Origin of the sequence: Desulfatiglans anilini DSM 4660 (assembly GCF_000422285.1) — a bacterium.
GTDB lineage: Bacteria > Desulfobacterota > DSM-4660 > Desulfatiglandales > Desulfatiglandaceae > Desulfatiglans > Desulfatiglans anilini.
The window spans coordinates 144,671-167,332 of the sequence record NZ_AULM01000004.1 but is presented as its reverse complement, the minus strand read 5'-3'; the positions used below and the strand labels follow the sequence as shown (position 1 = coordinate 167,332).

22 protein-coding genes are annotated in these 22,662 nt (G+C 60.7%); 13 read left to right on the top strand and 9 right to left on the bottom strand.

Translation table 11 applies throughout. The annotated features are described in order from the left end of the window. Nucleotides 1-2: 2 nt before the first annotated feature. The 4 genes from mrdA to H567_RS0106315 form a co-directional block, all read right to left on the bottom strand. Complete coding sequence (mrdA, locus tag H567_RS0106330) at nt 3-1,874, bottom strand: penicillin-binding protein 2 (RefSeq protein WP_028320763.1); 1,872 nt, start codon at nt 1,872-1,874, stop codon at nt 3-5. Nucleotides 1,875-1,952: 78 nt separating this feature from the next. Further along, nucleotides 1,953-2,471, bottom strand: a complete 519-nt coding sequence (locus H567_RS0106325; RefSeq protein ID WP_028320762.1) for a hypothetical protein — start codon at nt 2,469-2,471, stop codon at nt 1,953-1,955. 2 nt (nt 2,472-2,473) lie between these two features. Continuing rightward, nucleotides 2,474-3,322 (bottom strand): rod shape-determining protein MreC, encoded by an 849-nt coding sequence (gene mreC, locus H567_RS23370; protein WP_051184534.1) that lies wholly within the window; start codon nt 3,320-3,322, stop codon nt 2,474-2,476. A 181-nt stretch (nt 3,323-3,503) separates the two neighbouring features. After that, nucleotides 3,504-4,541: a rod shape-determining protein gene (locus tag H567_RS0106315; protein WP_028320761.1), complete on the bottom strand. Its 1,038-nt coding sequence runs from the start codon at nt 4,539-4,541 to the stop codon at nt 3,504-3,506. Between the two features lie 533 nt (nt 4,542-5,074). Here H567_RS0106315 and rpmH point away from each other — a divergent pair. The 6 genes from rpmH to mnmE all read left to right on the top strand — a co-directional run bounded on the left by rpmH (nt 5,075) and on the right by mnmE (nt 9,958). After that, the gene (gene rpmH, locus H567_RS27760; protein WP_084516939.1) at nt 5,075-5,209 is read left to right on the top strand and encodes a 50S ribosomal protein L34; all 135 of its coding nucleotides are present in this window, start codon (nt 5,075-5,077) and stop codon (nt 5,207-5,209) included. A gap of 34 nt (nt 5,210-5,243) precedes the next feature. After that, the gene (rnpA, locus tag H567_RS0106305; protein WP_028320760.1) at nt 5,244-5,594 is read left to right on the top strand and encodes a ribonuclease P protein component; all 351 of its coding nucleotides are present in this window, start codon (nt 5,244-5,246) and stop codon (nt 5,592-5,594) included. Between the two features lie 10 nt (nt 5,595-5,604). Beyond that, nucleotides 5,605-5,805, top strand: a complete 201-nt coding sequence (gene yidD, locus H567_RS0106300) for a membrane protein insertion efficiency factor YidD (RefSeq protein ID WP_028320759.1) — start codon at nt 5,605-5,607, stop codon at nt 5,803-5,805. Between the two features lie 158 nt (nt 5,806-5,963). Then, complete coding sequence (yidC, locus tag H567_RS0106295; protein ID WP_028320758.1) at nt 5,964-7,637, top strand: membrane protein insertase YidC; 1,674 nt, start codon at nt 5,964-5,966, stop codon at nt 7,635-7,637. Between the two features lie 16 nt (nt 7,638-7,653). Continuing rightward, complete coding sequence (jag, locus tag H567_RS0106290) at nt 7,654-8,454, top strand: RNA-binding cell elongation regulator Jag/EloR (protein ID WP_028320757.1); 801 nt, start codon at nt 7,654-7,656, stop codon at nt 8,452-8,454. A 109-nt stretch (nt 8,455-8,563) separates the two neighbouring features. Then, on the top strand, nt 8,564-9,958 hold the full coding sequence (gene mnmE / locus H567_RS23365) for a tRNA uridine-5-carboxymethylaminomethyl(34) synthesis GTPase MnmE (protein WP_035253532.1): 1,395 nt from the start codon (nt 8,564-8,566) through the stop codon (nt 9,956-9,958). A gap of 15 nt (nt 9,959-9,973) precedes the next feature. Here the strand turns inward: mnmE and thiC are convergent, their stop codons facing one another. Together thiC and H567_RS0106265 are read right to left on the bottom strand one after the other, a co-directional pair. After that, nucleotides 9,974-11,257 (bottom strand): phosphomethylpyrimidine synthase ThiC, encoded by a 1,284-nt coding sequence (gene thiC, locus H567_RS0106270; RefSeq protein ID WP_028320754.1) that lies wholly within the window; start codon nt 11,255-11,257, stop codon nt 9,974-9,976. A 450-nt stretch (nt 11,258-11,707) separates the two neighbouring features. Then, a complete protein-coding gene (locus H567_RS0106265; RefSeq protein WP_028320753.1) occupies nt 11,708-12,406 on the bottom strand; it encodes a hypothetical protein in 699 nt (232 codons plus the stop codon). 323 nt (nt 12,407-12,729) lie between these two features. Between H567_RS0106265 and H567_RS0106260 the strand changes: the two genes are divergently transcribed. Further along, on the top strand, nt 12,730-13,752 hold the full coding sequence (locus tag H567_RS0106260) for a DUF72 domain-containing protein (RefSeq protein ID WP_028320752.1): 1,023 nt from the start codon (nt 12,730-12,732) through the stop codon (nt 13,750-13,752). Here the strand turns inward: H567_RS0106260 and H567_RS23360 are convergent. From H567_RS23360 to H567_RS28975, 3 genes are read right to left on the bottom strand one after another with little or no spacing between them, the layout of a single operon-like run. Further along, the gene (locus H567_RS23360; RefSeq protein WP_153306072.1) at nt 13,685-14,614 is read right to left on the bottom strand and encodes a HesA/MoeB/ThiF family protein; all 930 of its coding nucleotides are present in this window, start codon (nt 14,612-14,614) and stop codon (nt 13,685-13,687) included. The genes H567_RS0106260 and H567_RS23360 overlap by 68 nt on opposite strands. Further along, entirely contained in the window at nt 14,611-14,961 is a 351-nt protein-coding gene (locus H567_RS23355) for a ubiquitin family protein (protein ID WP_051184532.1), read from the bottom strand. The genes H567_RS23360 and H567_RS23355 overlap by 4 nt, the downstream gene beginning before the upstream one ends. A gap of 1 nt (nt 14,962) precedes the next feature. Beyond that, nucleotides 14,963-15,202 carry a MoaD/ThiS family protein gene (locus tag H567_RS28975; RefSeq protein WP_028320751.1) on the bottom strand — a complete coding sequence of 80 codons (240 nt, stop codon included), beginning with the start codon at nt 15,200-15,202 and terminating at the stop codon, nt 14,963-14,965. A gap of 428 nt (nt 15,203-15,630) precedes the next feature. Here H567_RS28975 and H567_RS0106240 point away from each other — a divergent pair, with 428 nt between their 5' ends. The 6 genes from H567_RS0106240 to H567_RS0106215 all read left to right on the top strand — a co-directional run bounded on the left by H567_RS0106240 (nt 15,631) and on the right by H567_RS0106215 (nt 22,566). Continuing rightward, entirely contained in the window at nt 15,631-16,047 is a 417-nt protein-coding gene (locus tag H567_RS0106240; protein WP_028320750.1) for a response regulator, read from the top strand. An 84-nt stretch (nt 16,048-16,131) separates the two neighbouring features. Then, nucleotides 16,132-17,454 carry a sulfite exporter TauE/SafE family protein gene (locus H567_RS0106235; RefSeq protein ID WP_028320749.1) on the top strand — a complete coding sequence of 441 codons (1,323 nt, stop codon included), beginning with the start codon at nt 16,132-16,134 and terminating at the stop codon, nt 17,452-17,454. Nucleotides 17,455-17,456: 2 nt separating this feature from the next. Then, a complete protein-coding gene (locus tag H567_RS0106230; RefSeq protein ID WP_028320748.1) occupies nt 17,457-18,143 on the top strand; it encodes a hypothetical protein in 687 nt (228 codons plus the stop codon). Between the two features lie 195 nt (nt 18,144-18,338). Continuing rightward, on the top strand, nt 18,339-20,927 hold the full coding sequence (locus H567_RS23350; protein WP_244155431.1) for a PEP/pyruvate-binding domain-containing protein: 2,589 nt from the start codon (nt 18,339-18,341) through the stop codon (nt 20,925-20,927). Then, complete coding sequence (locus H567_RS0106220) at nt 20,927-21,382, top strand: hypothetical protein (protein WP_028320747.1); 456 nt, start codon at nt 20,927-20,929, stop codon at nt 21,380-21,382. Before H567_RS23350 ends, H567_RS0106220 begins: the two co-directional genes overlap by 1 nt. 41 nt (nt 21,383-21,423) lie before the next feature. Beyond that, a complete protein-coding gene (locus H567_RS0106215) occupies nt 21,424-22,566 on the top strand; it encodes an acyl-CoA dehydrogenase family protein (RefSeq protein WP_028320746.1) in 1,143 nt (380 codons plus the stop codon). Nucleotides 22,567-22,662 lie beyond the last annotated feature (96 nt).

Genomic DNA, 22,662 nt, shown 5'->3' with positions numbered 1-22,662 from the left:
CTTTACCCCGATGTATCTTTCGGTCTGCCGGTTTCGCCGGCGGATCGCACGGGGGATTCCATATAGGATTCGATCACCGTTTTGGCCAGCGGGGCGGCCGCGCTTCCCCCATGGCCCCCGTGCTCGACGAGAACGGCGACCGCGATTCTGGGATCCTCGGCCGGTGCGACGGCCACGAACCAAGCATGGTCCCTGTACCGCCAGGGGATGTCCGATTCGTCTTCATAATGCTTCGCTTTTTCAAGGGCGACAACCTGAGCGGTCCCGGTTTTGCCACCAACGGAACATCCCTCGATCCTGCAGCGTGAGCCGGTGCCCCGCGGACCTTCGACCACACCGACCAGGGCTTGCTTGACCCGCTCGAGATGGGCCTTGTCGATGGGCACCTTCTGTTTGACCACCGGTTCGAACCGGAAGATCGTTTCGTTGTTCCTGCCGACCACCTCTTTCGTGACCTGCGGTTGATAAATGAGGCCGCCGTTGAAGACGGCTGAAAAGAGGGTGGCCATCTGGATCGGGGTCACGAGGACGAAGCTTTGTCCTATGGACGAGATCAGGGTTTCTCCCAATTGCCAGGATACGCCGTAGGTTTTTTTCTTCCAGTCGTTGTCGGGGATCAATCCTGCCTTTTCGTCCCCTGCGTCGAAGCCGGTAGGCTGCCCCAGCCCGAAAGCACGCGCATAGCGCGCGATCCGCTCGATGCCCAGCTTTTTGCCGAGAAGGTAGAAATAGACATCACAGGACTGCACGAGGGCCTGCTGCAGGTCCATGTGGCCGTGACCCTGCCGCCTCCAGCAGCGGTATTTGTAATTTCCTATGGCGTACACGCCGTTGCAGAAGGCCGTTTCGGAGGGGGTTATCAGCCCTTCCTGAAGTCCGGCCAGGGCGACCACGATCTTGAATATGGATCCCGGTGGATATTGACCGCACAGGGCCCTGTTTTGCAGAGGGCTCGATTCGGCACTGATCATTGCCTTCCAGAGGGTCCTGTCGATGCCGCCGACAAAGACGTTAGGGTCGTAATCGGGGCTGCTCGCGAGCGCCAGAACCTGGCCGCTGGCCGGGTCCAGCGCCACGATGGCGCCCGTTTTACCCGCGAGGCAATCTTCTGCGACACTCTGAAGCCTGCGGTCGATGGTGAGGTGGACGTTGGCCCCTGGAAGGGGGGCCTTGCGGGAAACAACCCTGATTTGGCGGCCCGAGGCGTCGACTTCCACCTGTTCGCCGCCCCGGACGCCGCCCAAATGGGCCTGCCAGCGGGCCTCGATGCCGGATTTTCCGATGAGGTCTCCCGGCTTGTTATCGGCAAAACGGCCGCTTTTCAGTTGTTGTTCCGTGATTTCGCCGACATATCCGATGAGATGGGTGGCGAAGTCATCCCAGACATAGTGCCGCTGCGGCTGCACCTGAATGAACAGGCCGGGCATGTCATAAAGATGCGTCTCCACCTTCGCCAATTGATCGCGCTGCATGTCACGGATGAGGCAGACGGGCAGAAAGGGGTAACGGGCGCCTGTCTTGTCGATGGCAGCTCGTGCCTTGAGCGGATCGAGACCCGTCATTTGAGACAGTTCGTTCAAAAGCCGGTCCTGGTCTTGAACCTCTTCAGGGATGAAGTAAAGATCATACGCCGGCCTGTTGTCGGCCAGGACCTCTCCGTTGCGGTCGAGAATCATCCCCCGGAAAGGAGCGATATCGCGGAGCCGGATTCGGTTGTTCTCGGATTTTTCCCTGAACGTCGGCCCCTGCAGGATCTGCAGGAACCACAGCCGCAGCATCAGCACGGCGAAGGCCGAAAACGCCAGCACCACTGCGATCCGGATATGCCGGTGCAGGATTTTAGCAGAGGTGGAATCAGACCCGAAGGTGTGCAAATCGATTGCTTCTCCATCATCTGTTCGATGTTCGGTTGAAAGGAAGCGGCAGGGCGCTGCTCAGCCGGCAGGCAGACGTCACTCGATCTTCCCATTCGGTGCGCTGGTGGCGCCTTTCGCCAGGACGGCGCCCAGCCGGTCAAGCAGGAGGAAGATGATCGGCCCTGACAGCCCTGTCATGGTGGCAGAAATCAGGGCTGAGTTCAAGAAGGATTGAAACGAGGGAGAGAGCGCCGGGAAGAGCAGGATGAAGAGAAATACTCGAACGGTATGAATGCAGATTTCCGCGGCGGTGCAGATGATCACCTGGCCTTTGGGGTTTCCGAGTTCGAAAAGACGCCGAAGAACAGCTACCGCCGCCACCGTGGTGAGATACAGGAGAGGAAATAGGCCGGCCTTCCCATGGCTGAAAAGGTCCATGCAGAGCCCCTGCGCAAGTGCGAATACGCCTGCGGAGACAGCCCCGAAGGCGTAGAAGGCATAGACCGTCAGGACCGTCAGGATGTCCAGGTGAGAAAAAAGGACGTCGAACCGTTCGGCAAGGTTTCCCCTCAGAAGGGTGTAGGTCAGACCCAGGAGCCAAAGGAAGGTGTGCAAAACTACTTGTCTGTTTGTTCGTTCCTGAAGATGGATGTCTCTTCCTCCCTGGGTTTCAAAATGACCAGCACTTCTTCGAGCTTCGAAAAATCCACAGCGGTTCTGAGGGTGACCTCCTTGAACAGCTCGCCGCGGGGTTCCGCAACGGTCAGGACATGGCCGACCGGGATGCCTTTGGGAAAGACGCCGGCGAGCCCGGAGGTGATAACCGGATCGCCTTTCCGGACGCTCGAAGCTTTTGCGACGTATTCCAATCGACAGGCTTCCGAAGATTGCCCCCGCAGGATTCCCCGATCCCGTGACGGCAGGATGAGGATGTCCACGGCGCTGTTCTGGTCGATCAGGAGAAGAACTTGGGCATAATGGGGTGAAACGGCTACGATACGCCCCACAAGGCCGTCGGCATTGACCACGGGCATGCTGGCGGTCAATCCGTCTTTTGCACCCTTGTCGATGATGATGGACTTGAACCAGCCGCTCGGATCCCGGCCGATCACACGGGCGGCGAGAACCGGATGGGCGATGGTGCGCCGGAATTGGAGCAGGTTCTGCAGGCGCTCGTAGCCAGCTGCCATCTCCCGATAGCGCTGATTCTCCATCCTGAGAGATTGGATTTCGGCTTTGAAACGCTCGTTTTCCTGGCGCACATCGACAAGATAGAAATAGTCGAGCCAGAAATCCTTGGTCGCCTGGACCGTCCGGGTGAACAAATTCTGAAGAGGGGCGGTAAGCTCGACAAACAGCCTCTCAAGCGAACTCCAGCTGTTGCCGCTGTTCGGGCTCGATGAAAAGAGGAACAGGACGAAGGCCAGAAAAAAAACCCATATCCAAATTCTGCGAAAAAAGCTCACAGCATCCAGGCATTCCGATTCGGTTCAATACAATGAGGCGCTTTTCTCGGCAGGGCACCGGTAATAAATGCTCTCTCCAATCCATCTGCATCGCGGAAGCCCCTTATCCCGAAGAGGGCGGGCGGCTCGGCGCTGCGCTTCCGACATGGGTCAAAAAGCCTTTTTTGGGAGGGGAGACCGGCTAGGTGCTTACGGCGACCTCCTTCAAAATAGCCAGCGTATCCAATGCCTTTCCGGAACCAAGCACGACGGCCGCGAGGGGGTCTTCCGCCACCGTTATCGGCAGCTTCGTCTCTTCCCGCAGCAGCACATCGAGGTTTTTGAGCAGGGAGCCGCCGCCCGTCAACATGATGCCTTTGTCCACGATATCCGCTGCGAGTTCGGGCGGAGTCTGTTCCAGGGCGATCCGTACCGTTTCGACAATGGTTTCGACCTGCTCCGAGATGGCGCTGCGAACCTCTTCCGAGTCGATCGTCAGGATCTTGGGAATGCCCGTGACGAGGTCCCGCCCTTTGACTTCGATGGTCTGGATCTCCTTGCTGGGATAGGCGTTTCCGATGGTGGTTTTGATGATCTCAGATGTCCGGACGCCGATCAGGAGGTTGTATTTGCGTTTGATGTATTGCAGAATGGCGTCGTCCATCTTGTCTCCGGCGACCCGGACCGACCGGCTGTACACAATGCCGGCAAGGGAAATGACGGCCACCTCCGTCGTCCCGCCGCCGATGTCGACGACCATGTTGGCGGTCGGTTCCGTAATGGGGAGACCGGCTCCGATCGCCGCGGCCATCGGTTCTTCGATCAGGAAGACCTCCCTCGCGCCGGCGGATTCCGCTGATTCACGGACAGCTCTTTTTTCGACTTGCGTAATGCCGCTCGGGACACAGATGATGATGCGGGGGCGGAGGAGGTTCCGCCGGTTGTGCACCTTGCGGATGAAGTGACGCAGCATGGCCTCGGTGATCTCGAAATCGGCGATGACCCCGTCTTTCATGGGGCGGATCGCCACGATGTTCCCCGGGGTTCGGCCAACCATCATCTTGGCCTCGCGCCCGACCGCGAGCACCCTGTTGGTGCCTTTGGCGTCTTTGCGAACGGCAACCACGGAAGGCTCGCTCAGGACGATGCCCTTCCCCTTCACGTAAACAAGGGTGTTGGCTGTACCGAGGTCGATGGCTAAGTCGTTGGAAAACAAGCCCAAAACGGGATCGAAAAGCATGCAGATCTCCTTTCTGAATCAGCGACACATCAATCTTATCTTATTAAAGGAAATTGCATGAATGATCAAACACAAAAATGGCCAAAATGATTTGCCTTGACATCTCCCGGAGCGGATGCTTAAATACCCATTTACTTTAGTTTCCACCCGGAAATGGTCTTTTTAGCCAATCTCGGCGTCAATCTGCACGTTTGGTTGTGAGGCGACCTGCAGCAGGTCGCCTCCGCGCAAACGCTTGATTTCCTTGATATTGGCTAAAAACTCTCATTTCCGGATTGGAAACCGGGTTCTACCGGGGAATCATTTCCGCGGATGGATGACATTAGAATCGTTCGGGAAGCCCCCGCAGGAGACCCGTGTTGACGTGTTCGGGCCGGGTCATTGGGGGGGATCGCTGATGAGCCGGAGATCGACCTGTCCGGCTGGCCACGGATGCTGCATCCGGGGCTTTCGGACCTGCCGGCGGGCATGATCCCGTCAGGCGCTTCCGGACGGGGAATACCGTTCATCTCCATAGCAGATGGTGAGGAATCATGAAAAGAACCTATCAACCCAGCAATATCAAGAGAGCACGGACTCATGGCTTCAGGGCCCGCATGAAAACACGGGGCGGGATCAATGTCTTGAGGCGCCGCAGGGCGAAGGGGCGCAAGCGTTTGACCGTATAGGGGCCTTGTGGATCCGGCCCTCTGCGGTTCAGAGATGGGCGATTTTTCCCTGCCGAAAAACGAAAGGTTATTGGCCCGGCCGGATTTTATCCATGTCGATCAGTTGGGAAAGCGCCGGCAAAGCAGGCATTTTGTTGTCAAATGCCTGCGTAATGGGCTGGGATGCACACGGTTGGGGGTCACGGCCAGCAGAAGGACAGGCAACGCCGTCCAGCGGAATCGCGCCAAACGCCTGATGCGCGAATTTTTCAGGCTGCACAAGGTCGAATTTCCCCGGGGCTATGATGTTCTGATCATCGCAAAGAAGGAAGCCGGCAGCCTGAGCCTCTTTGAGGTTGTTGAAGAGCTTGAGGAGATCTTTTTCGATAAGGAATTGTTTGTTTAATGCCCGGTATATCCCGGTAGGCTTGATCGGGTGTTATCAGCGTTTTCTCTCGCCTTTGTGGCCTCCTTCCTGCCGTTTTTATCCAACCTGTTCGTCTTATGCCCGGGATGCCTTCATGAAGTATGGGATCGTAAAAGGGGGCACTCTGGCCCTCCTGAGGATCCTGAAGTGCCATCCTTTCCACCCAGGCGGCTATGACCCTCTGGTTTGACCCGAATCGGATGCGTTTGTCTGAAGGCAGGCGTGGAGAGCGCGCGGCCGTTTGCGGTTCCTGCCTACATCCCGTTTGAATCCCCGCCCCGCAGGAGCTGCCCCGGTCCGGCCGGCGAAAGGCCCTCGCGGCGCCTCGGAAACCAAAGAGCTTTGAACATGGAAAAAAGAACGATACTGGCATTCGTTTTATCCTTCGTTGTACTGATCGGGTGGTCGCTTCTCTTTGCTCCGAAGGAGGCGGAAAGGCCTCCGCAAAATGAACCGGCGGCCGAAGGCGTTTTGTCCGCCCCTGCTGAAACGCAGGCGGTCGATCCGGCGGCTCCGCAACCGGTTGCGCCTTCTGCCGGGCCCCAGCCGCCCGCAGACCCCGGCGGGCAGATCGGGCAGAAGGAGATTGTGATCGAAACCCCCCTTTATCGGGCGGTGATGACCAATGTTGGCCCCACCTTCAAGAGCTTCAAGCTGAAACGGTACCGCGAGACAAATTCCCCTGAGTCGCCATGGATCGAGCTGCTGAGCCACATGTCGGGTGCAGGAGATTTCACGGGGGTCCAGTTCGGAGATCAAGCGTTCTCCCTGGATCGTAACCTGGCCTTCGAAGCGGGCGTTGACAGCCTGACGCTCACCGAGGGGGGAGGGCCCCAGGAGGTGGTCTTCGAGCGCCGCGCGCCAGAGGGTCTGGTCCACAGGCAGGTTTACCGGTTCAGCGCTGGATCGTATGCCGTCGAAGTCGAAAGCGAGGTCAGGAACGAGGGCACCGCTCCTGTGACCGGCGCCTTCAAGGCGGGGCTGACGGCCGTTCCGCCGAAGGAAAAGAAGGGATACTACAGCTATGTCGGGCTGGTCTTGTATCAGGACAGAAGCCTCGAAGAGGTGAAGCTGGAGGATCCTTCCGAGCAGAAACAGTTCAACGGCCATATCAACTGGCTGGCTTATGAAGACGATTATTTCATGAGGGCCCTGATGCCCCCCGAGCCGTTGACGGAGGGGCGGGTTCAGGCTGAAATGCTGGCGAACGGATGGCTGCAGGGCATCTACGTTCCATCCGCAGTGACGGTCGGAGCGGGCCAGGCGGCTTCTGCGAAATACGGCCTCTATCTGGGTCCGCGGGATCTCGGAAGCCTCAAGGATGTCGGCCGCGACCTTGACCGGGTGGTCGACTTCGGCTGGACGGATATCATCGCCAAGCCCCTCCTCCACCTCCTCAGATTTTTCAACCAGTATATCCACAACTATGGTTTTTCAATCATCCTGCTCACGATCCTCGTGAAGATCATCTTTTGGCCGCTGACGCACAAGAGCTACAAGTCCATGAAAGAGATGCAAAAGCTCCAGCCGCGCCTGGCCAAGATCAGAGAAAAATACAAAGACAACAAAGAGATGATGAATCGGGAGATGATGGGGCTCTATAAGACCTACAAGGTCAACCCGATGAGCGGGTGCCTGCCCATGATCATCCAGATTCCGGTCTTTTTCGCGCTTTTCAGGATCCTCGGCAGCGCCATAGAACTGCGGCACGCGCCCTTCCTCCTCTGGATCGATGACCTTTCGGCCCCCGACCGCCTCTTCCAGTTCCCGTTCGACATTCCTTTGATGGCGCCGCCCTCCGGTATCCCCGTACTGACATTGCTGATGGGGGCCTCGATGTTCATTCAGCAGAAGATGACTCCGACTCCGGGAGATCCCGCCCAGGCCAAGATCATGATGTTTCTGCCGCTGATCTTTACCTTCATGTTTATCAATTTCCCCTCGGGCCTGGTACTGTACTGGCTGGTGAACAACGTTCTCTCTATCGGGCAGCAGTACCGCATTCAGAAAAAGCCGGCATAACATTCGGAGGAAAAGCATGGAAGTGTATGAATTCGAAGGAAAAAACACCGAAGACGCCATTGCCAACGCCTGCCGTCGGCTGAACCGTGCCAGAGAAGATCTGGAGATCGAGGTCCTCGAACCGGGCTCTGCAGGGATTTTCGGCCTTGTCGGCGGACGCAAGGCCAAGATCAAGGTGACGATTCCCGTGCGTGAGGAAGAGACTCCGTCCGAACCCGAGCTGGAGCAGGAACCGCAATCCGCTGCCGAACCCTTTTCGGCTGAAGCCCCCAGCGCCGGGGAGGCGGCCGAAGTCCCCGAAGAAGCGGCCGAAGCGCCGCTCCCGGAAGACGAAAATGATCTGAAGGTCGCCCGCGAGACCCTCGAAAAGATCCTTGCATGTATTCCATTGAAGGACACCTCTGTGGCGGTCGAATACAGCAACGGCGCCATCCTCCTGAACATCACGGGCGACACCTCCGGGCTTCTGATCGGCCGGAAGGGGCGTACGCTCGACGCACTGCAGTTCATTGTGAACAAGATCGTCAACAAAACGCTCGAGCGGCGGGTGCAGGTGGTGGTCGACTCCGAGAACTACCGTCAGCGGCGGCGGGATTCCCTGATCGAGATGGCCCTCCGGATGGGAGAAAAGGCCAAGCGGCTCAAGAAACCGGTGAGCACCAACCCGCTGAACCCCTATGACCGGAGGATCGTCCATCTGACGCTGCGTGACGATGCGGATCTGGACACGCGCAGCCGCGGAGAGGGGATGCTCAAGAAGATCGTTATCATGCCCAAGCGGTCGGGGGGAGACAATCGCTCAGATCGACTCCATTAAAGATCGTTTCATGCTGAAAGCCGCCTTTTGCGCCGCGCTTCCTGCGCTGCAGGCGGCTTTTTGAATCTATGGCACCGGCCCCTGTGCCGGGCGACCGAAGGCATCTCACATGATCGGCACGCCTGACCCTGCCGCCAACGACACCATCTCCGCCATCGCCACGCCCGCCGGTCCGGGAGGGATCGGCATCGTGCGGGTGAGCGGACCCGCGGCCCATGCGATCGTCGGGGGTCTTTTCCGCCCCAGACATGCAACCGCCCGCTGGTCGCCACAGCGCCTCTATTACGGGCACATCATCGATCCTGAAACCCGGGAAGTCCTCGACGAGGTCCTGGTGAGCTTCATGTCGTCTCCGCATTCCTACACGTGTGAGGATTACGCCGAGATCAACTCGCACGGCGGCTACGTGCTGCTTTCGAAGATCCTTCGGCTGACGGTCGAAGCCGGCGCGAGGCCTGCCCGGCCGGGGGAGTTCACTCTGAGGGCCTATTTGAACGGGCGTATCGATCTGACCCAGGCCGAAGCGGTCATGGACCTCATCCAATCCCGGTCCGAGCAGGGTCTGGTGATGGCGTCCCGCCAGATTCAGGGTCGTCTCAGGAATGAGATTGCATCGCTGCGTGAAACGGCGGTGGCGGTCCTCGCGCAGGTGGAATCGGCCATTGATTTCATGGAGGAGGAAGAGACCGGATTCGACCCTTTGGATCTTCTGAAGGCGGTCAGGGAGGGGCTTCTGCAGCCGATCGAGAGGCTGTTGGCGGCGCACAGGCGCCGGGTGTGGGTGGACGGTGTTGGAACGGTGCTCGCCGGGCGGGTCAACGCCGGCAAGTCCAGCCTCTTGAATCGCTTGATCGATGAAGACCGGGCGATCGTTACACCCAGCCCAGGAACCACCCGCGATGTGATCGAGACGCTGCTCAACCTGGACGGCGTCCCCCTGCGGCTGATGGACACAGCCGGATTCAGGCGCGCCCGGAATCCGGCGGAGCGGATCGGCCTCGAGCACTCCCGCCGGAGGCTGGGGGAGGCCGATCTGATCCTGCTGGTGATCGATCAGAGCCGGGCCCTTGCACCGGACGACCTGGAATTGCTCGGTTACTGCAAGGGCAGGAGCCATCTGGTGATCCGCAACAAGATCGACCTTCCGCCGCGGATCGGCCGTGGCGGCGAAGAGCGTCTGGCAGCCTGTCAGACCGTCAGGGTCTCCGCCCTGACCGGCGAGGGGATGGAGGAACTGCGCCAGGCCATCAAAGACAGGGTCCTGTCTTCAGAAAGCGGAAGCGTAGGCTCGGACGTCGCTCCCAACCTCCGGCACAAGCAGGCTCTAGAAAATGCGGCGGCGGCCTTCAGGCGCGCGCTCCAGGGTATCCAGTCGGGAGATCCTTCTGAAATCGTCGCCTTCGAGCTTCAGACCGGCCTCGACGCCCTGGGCGGGATTATCGGAGAGGTGCCGCACGAGGCGGTCCTCGACGAGATCTTCAGCCGGTTTTGCATCGGAAAGTGATCGGCGCCCGCCCGGTCAACTCTTGAAATATTCCCTGACCTGCTTGATCGCGCAATATTTGCCGCACATGGTGCACACATCGTCCTCGCCCGGCGGATGCTCATCCCGGTATTTCCTGGCCTTTTTCGGATCGATCGCCAGTTCCATCTGACGCCCCCAGTCGAGGTTCTTGCGTGCGACAGACATCTGGTGGTCGCGCTCGATGGCGTGCCGGTTCCCCCGGGCGATGTCCGCGGCGTGTGCGGCGATCCGGGTGACGACCACGCCTTCCCTGACGTCCTCCACGCTCGGGAGGCACAGGTGCTCGGCCGGCGTCACATAGCAGAGGAAGTCCGCCCCGGCCCACGCGGCCAGGGCGCCGCCGATGGCGCACGCGACGTGGTCGTAGCCGGCGGCGATATCGGTCACGAGCGGCCCGAGCACGTAAAACGGCGCATGGTGGCACAACTGTTTCTGCAAAATGATGTTGGTTTCGATCTGATTTAGCGGCACGTGTCCGGGGCCTTCGATCATCACCTGCACGTCTTTTTCCCAGGCGAGCTGGGTCAGGTGTCCGAGGGTCATCAGTTCATGGATCTGGGCCCGATCGGTCGCGTCCGCGATGCAGCCCGGGCGCAGGCCGTCTCCAAGGCTCAGGGTGAGATCATAGCGTGCAGCGAGTTCGAGGAGGCGGTCATAGTGCTCGTAGAGCGGATTTTCGCGGTCGTGATAGAGCATCCAGGTCGTCAGAAAGGCGCCCCCTCGGCTGACGATGTCGGTGGTGCGCCCTTCCTTCCGGAGCATCTCGAGCGCCGCCCGCGTCAAACCGCAGTGGACCGTGATGAAATCGACCCCGTCCTGGGCCTGGCGTTCGATGACCTCGAAGATCTTATCGACGGTCAGGTGGATCAGCCCCCCCTTTTCTTCGGTGGTTTCCACGACCGCCTGGTAGATGGGGACGGTCCCGACCGGAATGGGGGAGGCCTTGACCACCTCGAGGCGGGTGCGGTTGATGTCCCCTCCTGTGGACAGGTCCATGACCGCGTCCGCCCCGGCCTCGACGGAGACCTTCAACTTGTCCAGTTCCTCGGACAGGACGGCATGGTCGGATGAGGTCCCGATGTTGGCGTTGACCTTGACCGTAAGGCCTTCTCCGATGCCGCAGGGGGAGAGGGCCCGATGATTCCGGTTGGCAGGGATGACGACCCTGCCTGCGGCGATCTGCTCCCGCAGCCAATGTTCGTCGACCCGTTCTTTTTCTGCCACGGTTTTCATCTCGGGTGTGATCACACCCGAGCGTGCTGCTGCTAACTGAGTCATGAAAGTTCCCTTTTTCTGCAGAAATCCGCCCTGTCAAGAGGGCGGGGCGCAGGCACCGGCGGTGCACGGAGGCGCCTCGAGGCCGGCTGTCAAAGCGGCCTCGATGGGCAGGACCATCCGGGCGCCGGATCGCACTGTGTGCGGCACCTTCCGATGCGACACTGCGCATCGCCCGGGTCGTCTCGGTCTGTCGTTCCGAATGGGGGGGTGCACGTCGAGAAGAGATTGCCGCGAGGATCATGTGCCGGATCAGGTTGGCGGTGCTTCAGCCTCTAAAAAAAGCTAGCAAGCGTTCCAGTGGCTGTCAATCAAAATATCCCCTCTCGTCCCAGGGTGCGGCAGCCCGCGAGCCGCGATGCCGGCTGCGGCGGATGGCGGGACCCCGTCCCCCATGGACATCGCCCCTTCGGCCCTCCGGGTCCTTGGGCGGTCACAGGCCTGTCCCCTGCTTCACCGGCTGCTTGAGACGGCGGTGAGTGCCAATCGCACGTATTCGGTCAGCACCGCTTCCCTCCCCGCGGAAGAGCGCCACCAGGCCTCTTCTCCTTTGGAGGAATAAGAGGATGGTATGATCAGGATGTCGATCGTTGTGTCTTTGAAGGCATCGCGGTAAATGCTTGCGATCCTGCGGCCTTCAAGCGGTGCGGTGATTACGGCGATGCGCCGGTGGCGGTTCTCCGTGGCGATGCGCTTGACGGTGATGGATTCGGCTGTGACGTCCTCGAGATAGGTGTCGTCGAGGAGACAGGCCGATGAGGGAACCTGGAGGGCTTCGAGCCAACGGAGGATCCGGTCCCGCTCTTCCCTGAGAGGGAGCCTCCGCGCGAGAAACTCCTCCGCGCCGTCCGGCGGCGCCGTCCGGCCGACAAAGATCGTTTTTGTCCGTTTTTCGTTGTACCAGTCCGCGGCGGTCAGTGTGCGGTCAAGCGGGTTTCCCAAGCTGATGACGGCGAGATCGACCTGGCGCGGCTCATCCGAGACGGCCAGATAGGAGCCCATCTTCTGGAGAAGCGGCTCATAGTAGCGGGCGATCAGGGCATACAGAACGAAGATGAGGAAAAGGATCCATTTGAGCTTGCTTCCCCCGAAAAGGGAGCGGCCTTCCGGTTCGATCGGCTGGTTTTTCTGCCCTGTGTCGGGGCCTTCCATCTGAACCTGTTCCGGTGGAGTGCCTGATGGAGTCCCTGTTCGGAGCTTCATCAGGCGAGAGAGTTTATCCCTGGCCTGATCATCACCGGAATCATAGCGTATAGGGGGAGGGGAAGCCATGGTGCCTCCTTGTCTGGAAACGCTTTTCATCCGCACACGGCATATTGCTTCGGACCGGGAAAGGGCCCTTTGTGCAAAAACTGCGAACCGCTATAGGATACTCCGCTTCCGAAGGAAAGGCAAGCGCCGGGACGGGCTCAATCCGCTTGCAATCGCGGCGTCTTGCAGTATGCTGAGAGGTATTGCGGGGAGGGGTGGCAGCCATGGCTCGTTCGACGTTCCCGTTCGAAGGCTATCAGTTCAGGGACATTCATCCCTTGGTCTGTATCGGGACAGCCAGCGACCGGTATGCCGGGTGGATCGGACAGATCTATCCGGAAGCCTGGCGCCCGAAAATCACCCGCCGCACCAGGCGCCTCGGCGGGAAACGGTTCGTCGAAGAGGTGCTGCCGGTGGAGAGCGTGCGGGACTACTTTCAACACTTCCGCACCCTGGAGTTGGACTTTACCTTCTACGAGCCGCTTCTCGATGCAACGGGACGGCCGACACGCACATACCGGACCTTGGAGACCTATGCCGGATGCCTCGGTTCCTCGGACAGGCTGATCCTGAAGGTGCCTCAGGCGGTTTTCGCCCGGAAGCTCCACCGCGCGGGCGGCTTTGTAGAGAATGAAGCCTATCTGGACAGCGCGTTCTTTACGCAGCGGTTCTATGAACCCGCTCTGGCGTTGACCGGGCCTTGGCTGGCCGCCCTGATCTTCGAGCAGGAATACCAGCGCCGGAATGAGCGCCCCGAACCAGCTGATCACGCCGAAAACCTGGACGCGTTTTTCGGCTCCCTGCCCGAGGACGGCCGCTATCACGTGGAGCTGCGCACCCCTTCGCTCTGGCACCCCGCCGTCCTGGATGTCCTCGAGGCCCGCGGGGTGGGCCAGGTGCTTTCCCACTGGACCTGGCTGCCTTCCTTGGAGCAGCAGTTCAATCTGTCCGGGCGGCGCTGCAGGAATCGAGAACACACCTATGTCATCCGGCTCATGACCCCCCGCAGGGTTCGCTACGAGGATGCCTATGCCCGCGCCTTCCCTTTCGACCACCTGGTCGATGGGATGCTGGATCGACGGATGATCCCGGACACGGCCCGAATCCTCCAGGCGGCGGTGGCCCAAGAAGCCAGGGCGTACGTCGTGATCAACAATCGTTCAGGGGGCAACGCCCCGCTCATTGCTCAGCAGCTTGCCCTGACGTTCGACCGCCTCTCTCCTGACGGGGAGACGGATCGAAACTGAAGGTATCGAAAGACCCCGTTCCGAGGTCGACGTGCAGCATGGCGTTGCGGATCGGCCGCCCGCGGCCGGTGAGGATCTTGAGCACCTCCATGGTTTGGAGCGTGGCCAAGAGGGCGGGCGTAGGGGTGGGGACGCCGAGCACGGCCTCCGGGGCGGCGGAGCGGGTCCTGCCGGCCGGCGGTTTCCCATAGAGGAGTTCGAGCCCCCGGTCTTCCGGGAAGATGGTCATCAGCTGCCCTTCGAAGCCCGCCAAGGCTGCGTGCACCAGAGGAATGCCGAGCCTTCGGGCGGCGGACTCGAGCAGAAAGCGGTCGGGGATGTTGTCGAGGGCATCGACCGCCGTGAGGGAGCCTGTGAGGAATTCTTCTGCGTTGGTGCTGGTCAGCCGGGTGGTACGGGCGATGACCTCGACGGCCGGGTTGATCGACTGAACGGCGCGTACGGCCTCTTCAGCCTTGAATGCGCCGAGATTCCCGGCCCGGCTCAGGGCCTGCCGGTTGAGATTGGTTTCGTCGAAACGGTCGTGGTCGGCCACCACGATGCGCCCGACCCCGAGGCGGGCAAGGAGTTCGATGACGGTTCCCCCCAGACCGCCGGCGCCGATGACGCTCACCTGTGCATGCGACAGCCCGATCTGCTCCTCGAGAGAGATGGAGCCTCGGTTGCGGGTGTAGCGCGCGGGGTAGATGCCGAGATGCATGGCGGCTTCGTGAACGGCGCGCAAGGTCATGCCCCACTTTTCCACCAGTTCGGCCGCCGTCTTTTCCCGGAGAATGCGAAGCGCTTCGCCGGAGGGCTGGAGGACGGATTCAGCGGCGTTTTCGAGGAGGGCCGACTGTTCTTCAGAAAGGAAGATACTCACGGGCGGCTGCCCTTTTCGGGAGCGGGTTGTTCCTTTTCGGCGCGCCGGATGTTTTCACGCGCCATGCCCAGGAACACCCTGTAGGGGCCGGGGGTCCCATAGGGGAAAAAGGCGACCCGGTCGCCGGGAAACACCGGGTCGTAGATATTGACAACCCGGCCGTTGCGGAAGACGGCCTCGACCTCGTCCGGTGATATCCCCATCGGTTCGAGGAGCGAGTGGGCAGCCGCCCCCGATTCCGGAATCGGGAGAAGCACCCTGGCCGGCAGGCCCTTCCGGTGCCGGGAAAGTTGGAGAGATCCGAAAACGACGATTTCTACCTGGTCTCCTGAGTGGGTTTCGGGCATATCAACCTCCGCCGACCGGTGGAAAGAGTGCAACCCGTTCGTGGCCTTCGAGCCGGTGGTCCATTGAACGGGCCCGCCCATCCACCATGACGATCTTGACGGCCGATGGATCGACGCCGATCGCCTGGCAGATGTCCGCCACCGAGGCCCCCGGGGCGGCCTCCACCGCCATGCCGTTGGCGGGGTCGTAGCCCGGGGCAGTCCTGCGCAGGGAGGAGCTGAGCCACACGGTAAGCGTCATGAACCGGCCTGAAGGTCCGGGCGATCGTCTTCCTCGGGGGAACCGCCCGATGACCAGGTGTTCTGAACGTTGGAAAACCAAATCCGACGGGAAACAAACCCGTGTCCAAGTCAAAAATACACTGGACACATGAAATTTCCAGTCCGGAAGTAAACAAAAATTTAGCATAGAAGCTCGGAGCCGAACGCGTCAAGCGAATTTTGAGGGGGACTGCGTCCTCCCGCCGGCTTTCCCCCGCCCCTCATTTTTTTTTACGTATTGTTTCGATAACGTTTGCATTTCATCATTTTTTGCCTTAAAAGGTTTTGTGAAAAATATTACAAAGCGGTGGAGGCTTTTGGGCCCTCTGCCCAGCGGCTGGAAAGGCGCCCACGGGCTGCCTTCCCGAAGCGCCTGTTCCAGTGTGGAGGGGAATTTTGGAGTCAGGGATGAACGTGCTGTTCGTTGACGATGAGACAGACTTCCTGGAGACGCTGCTCAAACGCATGAAGAAGCGGGAGGTGGATGTCGCCGGCGTGAAATCTGGAGAGGAGGCGCTCGACCACTTAGAGAAACATCCTGGTATAGATGTCGTTGTGTTGGATGTCAAAATGCCCGGGATGGATGGCATCGAAACGCTGCGCGAGATCAAGCGTCGCCATCCGCTCGTGGAGGTGATCATGCTGACCGGCCACGCCGATGTGGGTGTGGCCATTGTTGGAATGGAGCTGGCGGCCTTCGACTACCTGATGAAGCCGGTCGATTTTGACCAACTGCTTTACAAGATCCAAGACGCCTGCAAAAAGAGGCGCATTCATCAGGAAAAGATCAACGCACGAAAGAAAGCACCGCAGGCGCCGGATTGATGGAGCGGGGGCGGCGGTAGGCCGAAGACTGCTTAAGAGAGAACGGAACCACTGTTGCGTATATGGACTGGAGGTTGATTGCAGATGGGTTTCTTTCGGCAATGGGGACGTTTTATGATGGCAGGTGCGCAGGCCCACGCGCGCTGGGAATTGGACGTATCACATACGATCCTGGGGGACCGTAAGCGGCTGGCCTTGCTTGGCCTGCTGCTCGTGCCGGTGGTGATCGGGGGCATCGCCTTCGCGGAGCAGATCGGGGAGACCATGCCCCAGTTCCTCGGGGGCAAGAAGGCCTACAGCCCGGCTTTTTATTCAACGGGGATCTTTATCGTCTCTATCCTGATCGGGCTCGGCGCGGGGCTGATCACAGGGTGCATCGGAGCCGGCGGCGGGTTCATCATCGCTCCGGCCCTCATGAGCGCAGGCATCAAGGGCATCCTGGCGGTGGGGACCGATCTCTTCCACATCTTCGCCAAGGCCATCATGGGGAGCGTGATCCATCGGAAGCTCGGCAATGTGTCGGTGCCGCTGGCCCTCGTTTTTCTGATCGGCGCGATCCTGGGGGCTACGGCGGGGGGGTTGATCAACCGGATGCTCTACGAGATCAACCCCGTCCTGAGCGATGCCTTCATCACGACCATTTATTCCCTCATGCTGGGTTTCCTCGGGCTGTACGCCCTGCTGGACTTCCTGCGCGCCAGGCAGGCGGGTAAGAAGCGGGCGCCGCTCGGCGGGGACGTTCCGGAAGGCGATGCCCACATGGACGCCCACGGCGGCCGTGACGAAGGCACCGAGCTCGGCAACCTGCCCCGCAAACTGCAGGGGGTCAAGATTCCGCCCATGGTCAAATTCGACTTCGATTTCACGCCCGGGGGGCGGAGCATCTCCTGGGTCTTCCTGGTCCTGAGCGGGGCCTTGGTAGGCCTTGCCGCCGGCATCATGGGCGTGGGCGGCGGGTTTCTAACCTTTCCGATCTTCGTTTACATGCTCGGCGTCTCCTCGATGACGACGGTCGGTACGGACATCTTCCAGATCATCTTCACCGCGGGTTATGCGGCGATCAGCCAGTACGCCATCTTCGGCTTCATCTTCTACACCCTGGCCATGGGCATGCTGCTCGGATCCCTCCTCGGGGTGCAGATCGGGGCCCTGGTGACCAAGGTGGTCAAAGGGATCACGATCCGCGGGTTTTATGCCATGGCGGTGCTCGCCGGCTTCGTCAACCGGATCTTCGCGCTCCCGGGAAAACTGGGCCAGATGGAGATCCTGCCGATATCCCCGCAAACGGGCGCCCTGCTCGACAAGATCGGTATCTGGGCGTTCTTCGTGGTGATCGGGGGGTTTTCGGTCTGGGTGATTTCCACGTTTCTGAGCAATATACGTAAACTGCGCGGGGAGGAGGTCTAATCATGTCGACTCAGAAATCCAGTCTAACGAAAGGCCTGGTCATGATGGTGGCCTTCTTCATCGTGCTGGTCATCTTTTTCTCACCGGTTTTCAAGGGCCACAACGGCCTCGAGTACCTCGATGCCCTCTACAATTCCATCTCCAAGGGGTCCGCTTACTATATCCCCAAGGTGAAAGAGACGAGCGACAAGTTCATCGGAACCACGGTGGATCTGGCCCTCGAAACGGCGGACGAGCAGACCGCCCGGCAGACGGCCCTGCTTCTTCAGGCCGGCGGAGCGGAGACCGTGGTGGAAGGGGCGTCTCTCAACGTCAAGGGGGACCTTGGCCGAATCATGGAGAAATGCCTTGATGATGCAGACGCCATGTATCACAATGACGGCGCGAAGGTGGCCGGAAAATACGGCTATGAGGAAAAGCTCGCCCTTTACAACTGGTACAGGGCCCTCAAGGAGATGAACACAGATCTCACCAAGCAGAAGGCCTTCAAGGCGGCCGAGATGGTGGATCTGGTCCGCCAGAAGGCGGTGGAGGCCTCCTATAACTACTACGGGATCCAGCCCCAGAAGATCGGGGATCGGTTCGGCGTGGTGATTTTCTCTCTGGTGTTTTATGTGATTTACACGGTCTGGTATGGCTTCGGGATCCTTTACCTGTTCGAGGGCCTCGGGTTGAAGTTCGGACACTGACGTCCGCTGGTTCCAGGCGGTGCACAGGGGAGCCAAAGGTCGCCGGTTGCATCCGGGGCCTTTGGCTTCCGTTTTCTGGCGGGGTGCCTGGGTCGCTGCCGGGAGATGCGGGATGGGATCAGGCTGATGATGCGGCGTATCAAAGCATTTCTGAGTTCGTGCTTTAGACGGGGAGCCGGGTCTTTCAGCGGAGATGTGGAAAGTCTGCGCAACGACTTCAGGGCACGGTACCATCAGTTCAAACTGCTCCTGAGCGCCAACAATCAGGCGCTCGACACGATGGCGGAGATGGAAGGCGCCCTGAGGGGGTCGGCGCCCTTCGGGATGCACTTCGTCCGTTCGCGCTGTATTGCCGTCTCGACCAGCGTTTTCAAGATCACTAAGCACATCAATGAGTTGTCCCAAGACAAGTACGCCGTCCTGTTCGACCGCTTCAAGACCATCCAGAAACAGCTGAATCCATTCCTTCAGACCGGTGTCCACCTATGGGAGGGAGAATGGACCCTCCCGCTCGAGGCTGTCGACCGGAACCTCGCGGATCAGGTCGGGGGGAAGATCGCCAACCTGGGCGAGGTCCGAAACCGGCTGAACATCCGGGTTCCCAACGGCTTTGCCATCACGGCTGCGGCTTACCAGCGGTTCATGGCCCACAGCGAGCTGCAGCCGGAGATCGACCGGCGCATTCAGGCAACGGATGTGGAGCGCCTCGATCAACTCTACGCCTTGAGCGCCTCCATTCAGCAGCTGATTATTCAAGCCCCCATGCCGCCTGAGCTCGAGGAGGCTCTGACAGCAGCCTACCGGGCCCTCCAGGAGAAGGAAAATCCGGGGGTGACCGTAGCCATGCGCAGCAGCGCCCTCGGGGAGGATCTGGAAGGGGTGTCCTTTGCAGGCCAGTATCGCTCGCAGCTGAATGTCAGCAGGGAGAACCTCTTCGACGCCTATAGGGAGATCGTCGCCAGCAAGTATGGGTTGACGGCCATGGCCTATCGCCTCAACCGGGGGATCCGCGACGAAGATGTAGCCATGTGTGTCGCGTGTATGGCCATGGTCGATGCCGTGGCGGGCGGGGTGACCTATTCCCGCAATCCGGTGGATATCCGCGATGACGCCGTGATGATCCATGCGGTGTGGGGGCTGCCCAAGTCGGTCGTCGACGGCAGCACGCCCACGGACCTTTTCGTCGTCGGGAGGGAAGATCCGCCCGTCATCCACCATCGGGATGTTTCCCGCAAGCGGGAGAAGTTCGTCTGCTATCCGGCCGAGGGGGTCTGCCGGCTGGATGGCCTGGACGAGGAGGCGGACAAACCCTCTCTGACGGATGAACAGGCGATCGAACTCGCCTTGCTGGCCAGGCGTCTCGAGGCGTACTACGGGGTCGCACAGGACATTGAATGGGCCGTCGACGGGGAGGGCAGGCTGGTGATTCTGCAGTGCAGACCCTTGGAGCAGCGCACGGAGCCGGGGCCGCAAGACGCTGCGAGGGTTGTCGGCGCTGCGGATGGCGTTCGAGGAATCGCGAGCGGCGGTGTGACGGCCAGCCCCGGGGTGGGTGTTGGACCCGTCTTCAAGGTGCGGAAGGACATGGACACCCTCCGGTTTCCTGAAGGGGCTGTTCTGGTGGCTTCCCAGTCTCTGCCGCGATGGGCGACCCTTCTGAGCCGTGCCGCGGCGGTGGTCACTGAGCAGGGGGGCATTGCGGGGCACCTCGCCAACGTGGCCCGCGAATTTGGAGTCCCGGCGCTCTTCGGCCTCGAAGGGGTGATGGACAGTCTGGAAGAGGGGCGAATCGTGACTGTGGATGCGGAGGGCCGGACCCTTTACGACGGGCGGGCGGAGGCCCTCCTGGGGCGTGCGCCTGTCTGCCGCCGCAACCTGATGGAGGGCAGTCCGGTTTACAAGGCGCTTCAAGGGGCTGCAGCCCTGATCGTGCCCTTGAATCTTCTCGACCCCGATTCGATGGACTTCAAGCCCGAAAACTGCCGGACCTTCCATGACATTACCCGCTTCTGCCACGAGAAGGCCGTGGCGGAGATGTTCCTCTTCGGCAAGGAGCACGATTTCCCCGAGCGCTCGAGCAAGCAGCTCGTGTGCGAGGTGCCCATGCAGTGGTGGGTCCTGAACCTGGATGACGGGTTCAGGGAGGAGGTGCAGGGGAGGCGTGTGGCGCTCGAAAACATCGTTTCGATCCCGATGCGGGCGATCTGGGAGGGAATCCGTTTCAAGCCGTGGGCAGGCCCCCCGCCGGTCGACGGGAGAGGCATGCTCTCTGTCATGTTCCAGGCGACCACCAACACGGACCTGGTCACCGGGGTGCGGTCCCGGTACGCCGAGCGGAACTACTTCATGATCTCCAGGAACTATTGCAGCCTGACCTCCCGGCTGGGCTTCCACTTTTCGACGGCGGAGGCCCTGGTGAGCGACCGTCCGAGCGAAAACTACGCCAGTTTTCATTTCAAGGGCGGGGCCGCAGACGATGAACGGCGTCAGCGGCGGATCCTCTTTATCGCCGATATCCTTGAAAACCAGGGGTTCCGGGTCGAGGTGAAGGAGGACATGCTCATCGCGCGGATCGAGGACCGCGCGCGCGATGAGATGGAGGAAAACCTGAAGGCCTTGGGATATCTGACCATCCACACGCGTCAGTTGGATATGATCATGAAGGACGGGGCCTCCGTCAGCCGCTATCGCAGCAAGATCCTGCACGACCTGGAGGTTCTCAGAAGGCTTCATCGGGAGGCCGGCATGGAGAAGCAGGAGCGTTTGAAGAGGGAGGCGGGGTGATGGCCGAGGGGGATGCGCGGTCTGATGTACACTCATTTTCCATGCCTGGAGAGGAACGGTTTTTTTTCAGGCATCTTCAACCGATTGCCGTCACTGTTTACCTGATCGTCGTTTTTCTGATCTTCGGGTCGAACGACGGCGATTGGTTCGCCGCCGCTCTCAAGGGCACCTTTTTTGTGGGCCCCTTCTATGCCCTGGTCCTCTTTTACCGGCGGCGGTTTGTCGAGTGGATCGATCTGGACTTCGGGAATCGCAGGATCACCTTTCAATTTCCGGATGAACGGGGCCGCGTCAGCGAGGATTTTTCCGCGGTCAGCCATGTCAAGTTTCAAAGCTATCTGACCTTCGTGATGGGGGAGACCCGCATCATGGTCAAGCGGCCGCAGGACAAGAAGGGTGCGCTCCGGATGCTGAAGAAGGCCTTCCAGGTGAATCAGGGCTGGCTGGTGGGTTGAATCCGTCTCCCGAAAGGCAAAAAGGGGCAGGTAGAAAGACGATGGACACATTTCTCACGGAAAAGGGCCGCGCCGTGCGCCGCTCGGTGCGGGGATTCTGCGAGCGGGAGCTGCGGCCCATCGCCCGGCAGATCGACCAGGAGGCCTCCTTTCCCTGGGAGGTGGTCGAAAAGATGGGCCGCCTGGGGTATTTCGGCATCCAGGTCCCGCATGAGCTGGGCGGGGCGGGGATGGACGCGGTCTGCTACTGCGTCGTCATCGAGGAGATCTCCCGGGTCTGCGCCGGACTGGGCCTCTGCGTGACGGTGCACAACAGCGTGGCGGTCTACCCGCTCATGGCCTTCGGGAGCGGGGAGCAGAAGCGGAAATGGGTGCCGCCGCTCGCCAGGGGGCAGAAGATCGGCGCCTTTTGCCTGACCGAACCGAACGCCGGCTCCGATGCGGCCGGCATCGAGGCGACCGCCATCCGCAACGGGGATCATTACATCGTCAATGCCAACAAGGTGTTCGTGACCAACGGGGGCGTCGCCGATGTGTGCCTGATCTTCGCCCGGACGGACCCCAAAGCGGGCCGCAAGGGTATCAGCGTGGTCGTGGCCGAGCGTGGAACGCCGGGTTTCGTGGTCGGGGATCTCGAGGACCTCTGCGGCGTGCGTGCGAACCCGGTCAGTTCCATCCGGCTCTATGACTGTCCCGTTCCCGCCGAAAACCTGCTCGGAAGGGAGGGCATGGGGCTGAAAATCGGTCTCGCGGCGCTCGATGCCGGCCGGATGGGCATCGCCGCCCAGGCGGTCGGCATCTCCCAGGCCGCTCTGGAAGAGGGGGTCCTGTACGCCCGTCAGAGGCGGCAGTTCGGCGTCCCCATCGGGCAGCACCAGGCCGTGGGGGGGATGCTGGCGGACATGGCGGCCCGGGTGGAGGCCTCGCGCCTTCTCGTCTACCGGTCGGCCCGACTCCGAGATCAGGGCAAGTCTTTCGGACAGGCGGCGGCCATGGCCAAGCTGTACGCAGCCGAGGCGGCCTCGGAGGTGACCGACAAGGCCCTCCAGATTCATGGGGGCTACGGCTATTCGAAGGCCTATCCCGTGGAGCGCTATTACCGCGATGCCCGGGTGACGAGGATCTACGAGGGGACGAGCGAGGTCCACCGGCTGGTGGTTGCCAGGGGACTCCTGGAGGAATAGCGAACGGAGCTGGTGCGTCGCTCCCGTTTTTCCGATCGGTCGCTGGATCGGACGGAAAATGGCAGGGCCGGTGGAGGATCGGCGTTGATCGAACGT